Here is a 14,094-nt window from a genome sequence, read left to right on the forward strand (position 1 = left end):
ATAATAACCAACCAAGAACTCCATATTAAATTTATGGAGTCTTATCCACTCAGGTAAAAACTATGTTTAATAATAAAATTTTATTGGCATGTTGTACTTTTTTTATGTCATTTCAATTAAATGCGACTACACTAGACTTTCGTCATGAATATTCAGATTCATCCAGAATAAATAAAGATCGCATTGCCTTTATTCATTCATTTTCAAATGGTATCGGATTTTATATTGATGCCAGTATAAAGTCAGGTGGTGTTGACGGCGAAAAAGATAAAGTATTTAGTGATGTTGTTAATAATGCTATCGAAATGGGGCTAAGTTACAACCATAAGATAAATAAAAGTATAACGTTACAACCGGGATTAATTTTTGAAACAGTTACAGACACATCAATTTATAAACCTTATTTAAAGGCGCAATATAATTTTGATAACGGTTTATATATTGCAGGCCGTTATCGTTTTGATTATGCCAGAAAAACAAAAAAAGCTGTTGATGACGAAAAAACAAATCGCTTTGATGCGTTTATTGGCTATAAATATAATAAATACAAAATTGAATATGACTACACACAAATGTATAGCGATGGCATAAAATATGATAATAAGAAACGTAATTATGAACATAATGTCTCTTTCTCTTACCAATTGAGTGACACATTCACTCCTTATATTGAAGTTGGAAATGTTGCGGTAAGCCCGACCAGTGACGCCCGTCAAACTAGGTATCGTTTAGGATTACAATTCCACTTTTAAATCTTATGTAAAAAGATGCCAAAAATTATAGTGAGTAATTACTCCATTACTCACTATATTATTTTTTCATATTTATCAATAAATTAAGAAAAATATTTTATTATTTGATCTTCTTCACAAATTACGACTTTCGTAATTGAGGAATTTAGCTTCATAAAATAACATTAATTGGAGTTATACTTCAAAATAAAATGGTGAGTTCAAAATGGCATTGATTGAAAAGATGACTACGGATATTCAACAAAAAGGAGGGCTGATCGTTTCTTGCCAGCCTGTCGATAATAGCCCTATGGATAAGCCAGAAATTGTTGCTGCAATGGCTCAAGCTGCAGTTAATGCAGGTGCAGTAGCAGTACGAATTGAGGGAATAGATAATTTAAAAGCAACTCGCCCTCTTATTGATGTGCCAATTATTGGTATTGTCAAACGCGATTTACTGGATAGTCCTGTCAGGATCACACCTTGGTTAAGTGATGTAGAAGCACTAGCAACAGAAGGTGCCGATATTATCGCTTTTGATGGTACGGATCGTGTACGCCCAGTTCCAGTCAATGAGTTATTGGCTTGCATACACCACTTCAATAGGTTGGCAATGGCAGATTGTTCCACATTTAATGAGGGAATGTATTGCCAGGAATTAGGAACAGAATTTATTGGTTCAACTATGTCTGGCTATACCGGTGGTGAAATACCAAAATTACCTGATTTACAATTAGTGGCAGCACTCGCTGAAAATGGATGCCGTGTAATAGCCGAAGGCCGCTATAACACACCTATGATTGCAGCAAGAGCTATACAAGCTGGAGCTTGGGCTGTCACAGTTGGTTCCGCATTAACCCGACTTGAACATGTCTGTGATTGGTTTACCCATGCCCTCAAGTTACAGCAGGAATTAGTTAAATGAATATATTAGCAATTGATATTGGAGGAACAAAGATTTCGGCTGCATTAATCAGTCGAGACAATCAACTTACGCACCATACTCAAATTACAACCCCTGCAAGTGCATCACCAACTCAACTCTATGAAGCTTTGGTGGCGATAACTACACCACTAAAAGCGTATGCAGATGGTGTCGCCGTAGCCTCTACAGGGATTATCTGTGATGGCGTATTAACTGCATTAAATCCTAATAATTTGGGAGGATTAAAAAATTTCCCGTTAAAAAAAACACTTTCTACAATAACCGGTTTGCCTTGCTGGTTACTCAATGATGCTCAAGCTGCTGCATGGGCTGAATATGATTACCGCCATGAAAATATCTCTGATATGGCATTTATTACAGTATCGACAGGGGTTGGGGGCGGCCTAATTCAACAAGGACAATTACAGCTAGGAAAACGAGGTATTGCAGGCCATCTAGGCCACACTATAGCTGATCCTCATGGCCCTCTTTGCGGCTGTGGTCGTTATGGATGTGTCGAAGCTATCGCTTCCGGCCGTGCCATTGCTTCACAAGCTGTAAATGAACTTGCAGGTAAAGATGCTAAAGCTATTTTTACTGCCTATTACCAGGGAAGCCTTCAAGCGAAAACAATAATTGAAAACTCAGCAAGTACTATAGCTAATTTAGTTGCTGATATTAAAGCAATAATAGATGCCGACTGTGTTGTTCTTGGTGGAAGTGTTGGATTAGCAAATGGATATATCGAGCTTGTTCAAGCAGCTATCAGACAACAGCCCGAGGCGTTACAAGTCCCTATTTTAGCTGCTCACTATCATCATAATGCTGGACTTTGGGGAGCCGTTCTTTGGGCTAGGAAACACTAAAAAACTGTCGTACTCCTTACCTTTTACCTTACATATGGCAGGACTAAAAAAATGCAATTACATGATTTTGGTTTCGTTAATTATGCAGTGCTATTTGGATATTTAGCCGCAATGTTACTCGTTGGTGTTTATTTCTCTAAACGCCAAAAAACAGCGGATGATTATTTTCGTGCCGGGGGGCGGGTTCCCGGTTGGGCTGCCGGCGTTTCTGTCTTTGCAACAACATTAAGCTCAATTACCTTTATGTCAATTCCAGCGAAAGCTTATACTTCTGATTGGACTTTTATTATTGGCCAATATTTAGCGATCGCCATTTTGCCATTAGTATTTTATTTCTATATTCCTTTCTTTAGAAAATTAAAAATCACTTCAGCCTATGAGTATTTAGAAGCCCGTTTTGATATACGAAGTCGTTTATTTGCCAGCCTGTCATTTATGTTATTTCATATTGGTCGTATTGCAATTATCACTTATTTGACCGTACTCGCACTACGTCCTTTCATAGGGATAGACCCTATTATATTAGTTGTACTGATTAGTCTATTATGTATTATTTATACATGGATGGGAGGGATTGAAGGCGTTATTTGGACAGATGTTATTCAGGGATTGTTACTTTCAGGTGGTGCTGTTTTAATCTTTATCATGATTTGTTTTAAAGTTGATGGAGGTATTAGTGAGATTTTTACCACAACAGCACAGGCTGATAAATTTTTCCCGGATGCACAGTTACGCTGGAGTTGGACTGACAGTACTATTCCTGTATTAATGATTGGTTTTTTATTTGCCAATATTCAACAATTTACTGCAAGCCAAGATGTTGTCCAGCGCTACATTGTGACTGATTCTATCGAACAAACTAAACGTACTTTAATCACAAATGCTAAATTAGTTGCCATTATTCCTATTTTCTTTTTTGCCATTGGTTCAGCCCTATTTGTGTATTACAAACAAAATCCAAGTTTGTTACCTGAAGGTTTTAATACCGGAGGTATCTTACCCTTATTTATTGTTACAGAAATGCCAGTGGGTATTTCTGGGCTAATCATTGCAGCTATCTTTGCCGCTGCTCAATCGAGCATATCTAGTAGCTTAAATAGTATTTCTAGTTGCTTTAATTCTGATATCTATATTCGCTTAAGTAAAGTTGAACGGCGTTCAGAACAAAAAATGAAAGTCGCCAGATTAGTTATAATTATAGCTGGAGTATTCAGTAGTTTAGCCACAATTTGGCTAGTTTTATCTGACGAGTCTGAAATATGGGATGCTTTTAACAGCTTAATCGGTTTAATGGGTGGCCCTATGACCGGACTATTTATGTTAGGTATTTTTGTTAAACGTGCTAATGCAGGTAGTGCGGTCGCAGGCATTATAGTAAGTATCATTGCTGTATTAGCAGCCCGTTATGGCAGTGACCTTAACTTTTTCTTCTATGGTGTAATAGGTGCTATGTCAGTAGTCATTATTGGTACAATTACTGCGCCATTTTTCTCGGCAGCAAAACAAATTTCATTGGATGATAGTGAAATATCAAGGAACTCATAGGAGGTATCTATGTTATTTGGTCATATATCTGACGCGGCAGTAATGCCTGAAATGAATTTGGTATTACGTAATATAATTAAAAAGGCACTCGCACTCGACCCATTCTCTTTAGAACCGGGAAGCTACCCTATTGATGATAATGATGTATTCATGAATGTAATGTCATTTGAAACACAATCTCGAGAACAAAAATGTGCAGAATTACATCATCGCTATATTGATATACAAATTTTACTATCCGGTGAGGAAGTTATAGATTACGGCGTTCGAAATTCGGCTAAAAATGCCACTGTTTACAGTGAAGCGGATGACTACCAACTCACAGATGTCATTGAAAATTGTCAAACATTGTCATTAACACCCTCTATGTTTGCTATTTTTATGCCTTATGAACCCCATAAACCAGGTATAGCAGCAGAGGAAGGAAACAGTATATTAAAAAAAGCAGTAATTAAGGTAAACCTTAATTTGCTGACAAGTTAATTTTCATCAGTTCCAATTAAACGCTTTATTTCTAATGCATCAATAAATTGTATATTGATGCAAATGGAATAAAGCGTTTTGTTATTATCACATAATTATAAGAGCAAGGCTTTTTTTAACCCGCCAGAATTGATACTCTTGTTAGCAGAATTCCATTCCCTTTGAACTTCGGCAAACAAGGATAATTTTCATGACAAAACAGTCAGTTACCAGACTGAAGCCAGGTAAAATACTCGACACACTAGGGGCAATGAAAAATAGCCTGACGCGAGTATCACAGCGTATTGCTGAATATATCCTGTTTCATCCTGTTGAAGTCACTCAGCTTTCCATCGCACAACTTTCCCAAGCGACTAAGGCGGGTGAGGCAACTGTAGTGCGTTTTTGCCGCACTTTAGGCTATAAGGGCTTTCAAGACTTTAAAATGGATTTAGCCATTGAAATGGCGACATCGGATAGTGAAGAATCACCAATCCTTGATGCTGAAGTTAGCCATCAGGATGATATCCATACTATAGGTTTAAAATTACAAGCAACCATCAATAATGTGTTATCAGAAACATTAAATTTACTTGATATGACGCAAGTTCAAGATGCTGTAAATGCGTTGCTATCATCGAATTATGTTTTTATCTGCGGTGTGGGTTCCTCAGGGATCACAGCAGAGGATCTAAAAAATAAACTGATGCGTATTGGATATCGAGTGGATGCTGTTACCAATAACCATTTTATGTATATGCAGGCTTCCTTATTGAAACCGGGTGATATCGCGATTGGTATCAGCCATTCCGGAAACTCACCGGAAACAGTTCATGCACTGAAACTTGCAAAAGAAGCAGGGGCTACCACAATTGCGCTAACGCATAATTTAGGTTCACACATTATGGAATATGCCAATTATTATCTGATTAATGGTAATCGACAGGGGAAATTACAAGGTGATTCTATTGGTACAAAAACAGCACAACTGTTCGTTTTAGACTTACTATATACCCTACTTGTCCAAGCTCAACCTGAAATGGTCAAAGAGCAAAAACTGCGTACACTAAATGCATTAAAAAATACCAATTCAGCATGAGTTTATAATCAGTGTTATGTGGTCTTGAACAAAAACCAGCTAAAGATCACACTTTCATTTTTCTCTTTCTTTAACGCTAATTTCATTATTGCGTTCTGAACGATTGAGCCTTAATATAGAGTAAAACTCCATATCATAATAAATAAAGAAATCAACCTCCAAAAAAGGAATGATAATGAAAAAACTCTCTGGATTAATCGCTGCACCTCATACACCTTTTGCTGCCGATGGCAGTATTAATTATCCTGTCATTGATAAAATTGCAGAACATCTTATTGCAAGTGGTGTCACTGGTGCTTACGTATTAGGAACAACAGGAGAAGGTATCCATTGTTCTGTCGAAGAACGCAAAAAAGTCGCTGAATGCTGGGCTGCTGCCAGTCAAGGACAACTAGATATCATTGTTCATACAGGTGCACTCAGTATTGCAGACACTATAGAGCTATCCCGTCATGCTGAAACGTTAGATATTCAAGCTACATCAGTAATTGGTCCTTGTTTCTTTAAACCAAGCAATGTAGATGACTTAGTTGAATATTGTCGTTTAGCAGCGATGAATTCGCCTTCTAAAGGCTTTTATTACTACCACTCTACTATGTCAGGTCTAAACATTGACATGGAAAAATTTTTACAAGCGGCAGGAAAAACAATTCCGAATTTATCCGGAATGAAATTTAATTCTCCTGATATGTATGAATTTCAACGTTGTTTACGTGTTGATGGCGGTAAATACGACATTCCATTTGGTGTAGATGAATTTATACCGGCAGGGTTAGCTTGTGGGGCGTTAAGCGCTGTAGGAAGCACCTATAACTATGCGGCTCCTTTATATCTTGAAATAATTGAGAAATTTAACACTGGTGATTACGATGGTATCGCTGCATGTATGGATAAAGTAATTGCAATTATTCGTGTGCTGGTAGAATACGGTGGTGTTGCTGCAGGTAAAGTTGCAATGCAATTACATGGTATTGATGTTGGTGCCCCCCGCCGTCCACTACGCCCATTAACTGCAGCACAAAAAACGGATGCATTAGCAAAATTTAAAGCGGCCGGTTTTCTATAATTAACTTTACTCTTGTTGAGTATTAACAACACAAGCTTGTTTTTTTACATCTCCCCCATTTGATGATGACAGTGGCCTTCGAAGTGAAAGCCACTCTTTATTTCTTAAAATATTCCCCCAATCAGTTATCCGATTAAGCTGAATAACATCATGTGTAAAATCAAAAAAAGAATATATTGTCACCTATATAAGCAAATCATTTTTTATTACAGATAATTATATTTTACTACACTTGATTTTTTTATTTTTAGCAGTGAATAATGCAACCGCCCCCTGAATATTAACAGAAACATCTTCAAACAAAGAAGCAAGTGTCGTTTCAAGTGAATCCGCAGAGTCATAAACATTGCTAAAAATTCCTTTTTTATTATAGACTGACATTAGCTTACTTCCAAAACGATTATGCTTAACCCCCTTTCCAAGAATAGTCGCACCATATAAAGTGCCATCATCCTTAAGTGTTTCACTGATATTTATTATCGCTTGTTTCTTATCACTCATTTTCCCTGGCAAGCAATGTAATAAATAAAATATGGATACTGAATCAAATGCCCCTCTCAACTCACCAGTAAATCTATTAAAAATATCATGACAGAAACAAGAGTTTAATTTCTCATCAGAAATATATTTTTTAGCATATTCTAAACTGTGAATATTAAGATCGGAAAGTGATATTTTATTAATTTCATCTGCAGCTTTTTTTAAATAAAAACCAGTCCCAACACCAATATCCATATGGTTGTTACCAAGATGAGATTTAAAGTGAGGAATTAAAAATTCATCAGTATTACAACGCCATGCATAGTTATTAGATATATTTAGTACCCACCAGTCATATAGAGCCAAAGAGAGAGGTGTATATACTTTAGAACCATCATTTGTGTTCAATGACATAAAATCTCCATAATGGAAAAAATATATATTATTTTTTTATTATTTATTTTAATAGTCGAAAATAATGAGTGATAAGTCAGGTTATCATATGCTATAAGTGTAGGATTATATACTTGGTATTATTCAGAGTTATTTATATCACATCCCATCTTTAATCGGAAAAAACTCTGACAATTTCACACATGCGCCATTAAAATCATCTAAAGATATATCTCCATCTATTCGCCCCATTCACACCATAGCCTAACAAAACAAATCAAAAAACCAATAAATATGCATATCATCTTTGGTATGCTTCATCTGTGATAACCATAAACCATATGCCTTTCTAAATAATTTATCAGAAACCATTTACACAGATACTGGATAAAACCCACAAGGTCATGAAATACAAAATAACGAAATTTAATCATAACGATTAAAGCGAACATAATTCACGCAAGTAAATTAACAAGTTATATTTTTATTGTCAGTTTACCTCTTTCGAGGTATTTTCATTGAGCTAATGCTGTGTGGAAAATCATCTGTATATCCCTTTCCTGAAGAGCGGGTATAATAGTCACCCTGAAGGTTTTTTTGAAAAACCGCATTGTCCATCCGAAATATCAAACAACATGATCTTGTTACCAAGATTATATGTACTAAAATCATCAATACTTTCATTTACCAGCAAATACTGACCTGTTTGATCAAATCCATGAAATAATGCAATGGCAGAGAGCCTCTGGTGACAACTATCTCCATTACTCAGTGTCACAGTTGCTGTAATCTTTTGGTGTACAAAAATACTCTTACTGCCCTCTTTATTTTGACAAGATTGACTGGCATTGAATTGTGCTTGTATTTTTTACATCAACACTGGCATACATCTCGTTAAATGGGGTTAATACACGCCCGATTATCAGGGTAAGAGTACATAGAGGAATTCACCGTCACGTGAATATTATCAGCTATTGCAACCAAAGGTAGTCCTATCAATAAAAACAAACCTATAACTCGTTTTTTCATATTAAATTCCAAATCTATTTTCACCTCTGCGGATCAAGGGGACCTGTATCTGGGCTATACCGAATCAGATGTCTTCCCCATATGCTTTACAGCTTTCAATTGATCATCATTCTGAATTAATCTGCCCTTTTTCAGATAGTTAATTTTTCAGCCATCAATTGTGCTTCATCTTCGCTGTGAGTCACTAACAGTGCTGTTTGCCTGAGAGGGTAGATTTCATAGACCACCCCACCCGAGCTGAATTATTTACCGTGGTGGGGTGTCAGCTCAGAACATGGCAATCAATGTAGAAAAAAGGGGCATATTATGGGTCTTGACAAAAAGATAAAATAGATTTACTTTGAAAATCAATTCATTAAATAGCTGAATGTTCCCGAGTCTGGGCACCACATATTTAAAGAACCCGCCCCAAAAGGCGGTTTTTTGCTTTTATATTTCTAAGCTCAAGTTGAGTACTCGGCTAAAGAATCTGAAATCTATAATCTTTTTTTTATCTAACCTAAACACTTATTTCTATACCCTTTCGGTCTACTAGACATGGTTAGTCCGCCACTATACAGAATATTGATATACAATCAGCTATAATATAAAGTCAATTAACTTGACTTATACCAAATAACCAGGAATTACCTAAAAAAAACCAAACACTAAAGTTTATAATTAGATTATTATTCTCACCCTTTTCTCATTTCATCCATTAGACAGCCAAGCTTAACTCATATTGCGTGTTTTTATTAGCCTATTGTCTTATCTAAGAACCTAAAAATAAGTTTTTATATTAATAGTTATGAAAATAAATCATTAAAAAACCACAATATCATTTTTTATTCCTAGCTATTGAGCTAAAAAAATAATCAAATACAATATTAATCAATAAGTGCTAATAATAATTTGTAATAAAAAGGTAACTAAGCCTTAATGTAATAAAACCTACTCAACCTTACCGAACAACTCACAATTTCTGCTTAACATGTTGTTAAGTAATAAAAATAACCCCATAAAACAAAGTGCAAATAACTATAATGTTTAGAATAAGACTCTGCATATGAACCTAAAATAAATGACTTAATCTTATTTAAAACTTTCAATTAAGGAATACCTTATATTCTAAAATTTTCTTTTCGTCATAATTTACTCTTAGCTATAAAAATAGTTTTATGAATCAATGATACTAGGGTCAAGTTTCCTCATGAAAAAGAAAAAAGATACAACTTATTATATCAGCCAACTAGTTGGTAAATGCTTACAAGAATACCGGCAAGAATTAGGAATTAGTGGTGAGAACATTGCGAAAGAGTTAGGCATTAGCCAACAGCAATTATCGCGCTATGAACGAGGAGAGAATGCGTTAACCGTAGATGTATTGTTTAAATTTATTCTTATACTCGGTATTAATTTCCCAGATTTTTACCATAGGCTATTCTATGTCGTGAGTCATCATCCTAAACTTTCACACTATATCACTAATTTAAATGGTTTTGGCTGGGAATTAGATGATTTGAAAGACTATTATAATTCAGCAATTGTATAACCTTTAGCGTAAAGAAATATTGTTTAATTTGTTTATTTTATATTATTATGAAAATCATGGAGTTTGCCTATAATCGATGAGAACAGCGCTATGCCTACCCCTTCTCCGACTGCATTTTCAAGGATAACTCGCACATCAGGACGCACGAATAGCATTCTTACCATTGCTTTTCCTTTGTTATTCATTCTAATAACAACATTGATTTGGAGTGCAGAGCGAATTGTTCAACAAGAAACTAAACGCCTAGAAGTCGATTTTAGGTCACTAATAGGCTATATCAATGAACAAGAAAAGTTTTTACGATCTTTAAATAAGCAAAATCAAGATTTAATAGAGTTAGTTGAAAGCCGAACCTATGCAATACAAGAACAGTTCTTACCAACAAGGTCGCCATTATATCTACTCGAAGGTAAAGAATCTTTAGTTGCAATGCCATTTACCCTAGCTTGTGACAAGAGTTTAGAGTGTTCCAACGTTCCCAGTATATTATTTTCTTTAGGGGCCTATTTAGCTGATTACTATTCTACTTTTTGGGGAGGCTCATATTTTCCAGCTGCTGCAGTATTTTTTGTCAACGAACACGACCAAATTAGTATCAGCGTTCCTTCCGTTGGAACAGTTTTAGGAAATGAATCTATTTCTCCAAATTTGTATTACTCCGTCATTGATAGTATTAGAAAAAATTTACCTACTATTCATGCTCAATTTTTAGAATCACAAGAAAGCGATTCAAAAGACATTATCTGGTTACGTCCTGAGCCATTTGATCATATTCTCATTGGGATCATCCCTGCTGGTTTTGATGAACATTTATGGCAGAATGCTCACATTTCTCCTAAAAATATTTATGCAGTTAGTATGTTAAGCCAAGCAAGGCTTAGCGTGCTGGAGCGAATGTTAAACCCCACACTCACACATCAATTTTGGCTGATTCATGCAAAATATGGTCAGCTACTTGGAACAACCCAAGCACCTGAAGAAGAAGCATTAGAAGGTATTTTCTATACCCGAGATGGCCTAGTTCTTAAACTTTCATCTAAAACTGATGAATGGACTGGATATTATAGAATTAGTTATGCGGCTTTTTTTGAAGACAACCTGTGGCTTCCTATCAGTTTAGTTATTGCACTTTTCTTTAGTTTATTTTGTGGATGGGGATATCACCGCTGGTACCAACGAAAAATATTACAACCCGCAATAGACTCCCAGCAAGCTATCTTAGAAAATGAATCTTTTAACCAAACACTTATTGCGACAACCCCTATCGGCTTATGTGTAATAGATAAAGAAACCCAGCAGTTACGCTTTGCGAATGAGTTAGCTCGTTATTGGCTAAAAATAACCAATATATCTACTCCCCACGACTCAAATGAATATAATGAATTACTTATCAAGGTTCTTTCTGACACAGAACAGGTTAAAACTAATTTAAAGTCTGGGGAACATGTTCTTTATGTCGTAAGCACAGCAACTTATTACCAGCAGCGCCCTGTTATTTTATGCGCATTTACTGATATTACGATCCAAGCAGAAACTGAAAAACAACTTGATGATGCTAAGCGACTTGCAGAAGAAGCCAACCGAGCTAAATCCACATTTTTAGCAACAATGAGCCATGAAATACGAACCCCACTTTATGGTCTAATAGGTACATTAGAATTACTGGCAAATACCTCTCTTTCATCTCAACAAGCTCACTTTATTGATCGAATATCAACAACATCCCAATTACTTATGCAGTTAATTGGTGATATTTTAGATATTAGCAAAATAGAAGCTAATCAAATTCAAATTCATAATCAACCATTTGATTTATTAGAACTAGTACAACAAACTGTCCAACTATATCAAGGAATTGCTCAGCAAAAAGGGTTGCTCCTATTTGCTATTATTGACCCAAATGTACAAGCAAATAGAGTTGGTGACTCTGCCCGACTGCAACAAATTTTAGGTAATTTACTCAGTAATGCGATTAAATTTACCCACAGAGGTACTGTTACTATTGAACTTAAAAGAAGTAATAAAAATAATATATTACTACGTGTCAGTGATACAGGTGTTGGAATTAGCCCTGAACAACAAATAAAATTATTTGAGCCATTTTATCAAGCTCATTCAGAAATTCATGCTTATGGTGGCACTGGCTTAGGTCTATTTATTTGCTCTAAGCTTATCAAATTGATGGATGGGCAAATAAGCTTACAAAGCGAAACTGGAGTTGGTAGCTCGTTTCTCGTGACACTACCTTTAGCACTCGATATACAGCAAACACACTGGCTATCACTCAAAAACACCAATATTTGGTTGCAAACCCCAAACCCATTATTGACTGAAAATATAACGCAATGGCTAAAACGTTGGGGGGCCAATGTATATTTCACAGAAAATAGCCTCCCCATAGATACCTCATCCGTTATTGCCGTCGGCATCTTAATTCCATCGTTTCCTCTGCCAACTAATTGGGATGGGCAACAATGGGTAAGCACTGAAATGAATTTCAGGCTATCCGAGTTAAATCAGCAGTTATTCTTACTACAAAATAATAAAGAACCGATACCCCTTATTTGTCCAACATCTCGTATACAAACTCATATGCATAAATACCCGCTTCGCGTTTTAATTGCTGAAGATAACCCCATTAACCAAGTTGTTCTACAAGAGCAACTTGAACTACTTGGTTGTAAGGTATTTATTGCCAATGATGGTGAAGAAGCGTTGGTGATCTGGGATAACGAAATTGTTGATATCATCCTTACAGACGTTAATATGCCTTATCGTAATGGTTATGAGCTTGCACAGCAGCTGCGCAGTGAAGGCGAAACATGCCCGATTGTTGGTGTTACTGCTAATGGATTAAAAGAAGAAGAAGAGCGATGCCTAGAATCTGGAATGGATTCATGGCTTGTAAAACCTATAGAGCTAGAAACCTTAGTTCAATTGTTCAACCGTTTATTCCCGATTTACTCCTCCTCAGCTTCAGAAATGGGGCCAATAAAAGTGATTAACCCGCTAAATGGGGAAGATAGAGAAAAAATTATTCGTCATTTTGTGAGCGATATTACTCAATTTTGCCAAGCGGTTGAAAATAACAACACAGAAGAATTAAAACAGTTATCCCATCGTATCCGTGGTGCATTAATTAGTGTTGAACAACGTGAGTTAGCTAATCAGCTTCGTGAGTTTGAAACAGCATTAGATTCACGGACATCAACATACATTGATACCCAGATTAGTCAGAATATCTGCAACCAATTAGCTAATTGGATAAAAAAAATTAGTCAAACAAATGATGTGTGAGGCAATAACTAATTAACGCTTGATTATTATCAACACCCAATTTACGCATTGCAGCATTTTTCTGTAGGCTGATAGTTTTATCACTGCGGTTTAATTGCTTAGCAATATCAACAATAGGCTTACCTTGAACAAAAAGGCGCAGTACCTCAAGTTCACGAGGTGATAATGTCTTTACCCTATCATTTAATGTTACTGCATTACGGCTTTTTAATGTCGTTGTCATATCTGCAACAGGAACACGATATTGGCGACCTTGCCCCGCTAATGTGATAGCTTTCATTAGGTCACCTAATGGTGCCTCTTTTGACACCACCGCACTCACCCCAGAATCATATAACATTTGTACAATCATTGGGTTAGAAACCATCGTTAATACAATCACTGCAATATTTGGATATTGACGACGTAAAAATTGAATATAATTCTGTCCATCGCTAGATTGGGTATTATTAGGCATCATATAATCAGTTACGATCACATCAACCTCATTTTTTTTCAAAAAAGCAAATAGTTCAGCATCCTGAGTGTAAGCACCTAAAATGTCTAAATTCATTGATTGAGAAAGTGTATCTTTCAAACCTGAAAGCACAATGGGATGATCATCAACTAATACTAATTTGAGTTTTTTCATTTAATAATACTCAGCATCAGAATATGTATATTCAATATA

General features: G+C 35.8%; 11 protein-coding genes. 9 read left to right on the forward strand and 2 right to left on the reverse strand.

What is annotated here, in order from left to right:
• Window positions 1–62: 62 nt before the first annotated feature.
• The 7 genes from FVA72_RS18230 (at window position 63) to FVA72_RS18260 (ending at window position 6,694) form a co-directional block, all read left to right on the forward strand.
• A complete protein-coding gene (locus FVA72_RS18230; RefSeq protein WP_036958047.1) occupies window positions 63–752 on the forward strand; it encodes an oligogalacturonate-specific porin KdgM family protein in 690 nt (229 codons plus the stop codon).
• A 205-nt stretch (window positions 753–957) separates the two neighbouring features.
• Entirely contained in the window at window positions 958–1,656 is a 699-nt protein-coding gene (locus tag FVA72_RS18235; protein ID WP_004258889.1) for an N-acetylmannosamine-6-phosphate 2-epimerase, read from the forward strand.
• Window positions 1,653–2,522 carry an N-acetylmannosamine kinase gene (gene nanK / locus FVA72_RS18240; protein ID WP_004258893.1) on the forward strand — a complete coding sequence of 290 codons (870 nt, stop codon included), beginning with the start codon at window positions 1,653–1,655 and terminating at the stop codon, window positions 2,520–2,522. Before FVA72_RS18235 ends, nanK begins: the two co-directional genes overlap by 4 nt.
• Window positions 2,523–2,573: 51 nt before the next feature.
• Window positions 2,574–4,067: a sodium:solute symporter gene (locus tag FVA72_RS18245; protein ID WP_004258898.1), complete on the forward strand. Its 1,494-nt coding sequence runs from the start codon at window positions 2,574–2,576 to the stop codon at window positions 4,065–4,067.
• Between the two features lie 9 nt (window positions 4,068–4,076).
• Window positions 4,077–4,550 carry an N-acetylneuraminate anomerase gene (gene nanQ, locus FVA72_RS18250; RefSeq protein ID WP_004258903.1) on the forward strand — a complete coding sequence of 158 codons (474 nt, stop codon included), beginning with the start codon at window positions 4,077–4,079 and terminating at the stop codon, window positions 4,548–4,550.
• A gap of 190 nt (window positions 4,551–4,740) precedes the next feature.
• A complete protein-coding gene (locus FVA72_RS18255; protein WP_004258907.1) occupies window positions 4,741–5,628 on the forward strand; it encodes a MurR/RpiR family transcriptional regulator in 888 nt (295 codons plus the stop codon).
• A 175-nt stretch (window positions 5,629–5,803) separates the two neighbouring features.
• Window positions 5,804–6,694 (forward strand): dihydrodipicolinate synthase family protein, encoded by an 891-nt coding sequence (locus FVA72_RS18260; RefSeq protein WP_110591178.1) that lies wholly within the window; start codon window positions 5,804–5,806, stop codon window positions 6,692–6,694.
• Between the two features lie 216 nt (window positions 6,695–6,910).
• Here the strand turns inward: FVA72_RS18260 and FVA72_RS18265 are convergent, their stop codons facing one another.
• Window positions 6,911–7,588 (reverse strand): class I SAM-dependent methyltransferase, encoded by a 678-nt coding sequence (locus tag FVA72_RS18265; protein ID WP_110591177.1) that lies wholly within the window; start codon window positions 7,586–7,588, stop codon window positions 6,911–6,913.
• A 2,197-nt stretch (window positions 7,589–9,785) separates the two neighbouring features.
• Here FVA72_RS18265 and FVA72_RS18270 point away from each other — a divergent pair.
• Both FVA72_RS18270 and FVA72_RS18275 read left to right on the forward strand, forming a co-directional pair.
• Window positions 9,786–10,127, forward strand: coding sequence for a helix-turn-helix domain-containing protein (locus tag FVA72_RS18270; protein WP_036958050.1), 342 nt, complete (start codon window positions 9,786–9,788; stop codon window positions 10,125–10,127).
• 90 nt (window positions 10,128–10,217) lie between these two features.
• The gene (locus tag FVA72_RS18275; protein WP_243154721.1) at window positions 10,218–13,424 is read left to right on the forward strand and encodes an ATP-binding protein; all 3,207 of its coding nucleotides are present in this window, start codon (window positions 10,218–10,220) and stop codon (window positions 13,422–13,424) included.
• On the opposite strand, the gene FVA72_RS18280 is transcribed toward FVA72_RS18275, so the two are convergent.
• A complete protein-coding gene (locus FVA72_RS18280) occupies window positions 13,402–14,055 on the reverse strand; it encodes a response regulator transcription factor (RefSeq protein WP_004258940.1) in 654 nt (217 codons plus the stop codon). The genes FVA72_RS18275 and FVA72_RS18280 overlap by 23 nt on opposite strands.
• Between the last annotated feature and the right edge of the window lie 39 nt (window positions 14,056–14,094).

The organism is Providencia sp. PROV061 (assembly GCF_011045655.1).
GTDB lineage: Bacteria > Pseudomonadota > Gammaproteobacteria > Enterobacterales > Enterobacteriaceae > Providencia > Providencia hangzhouensis.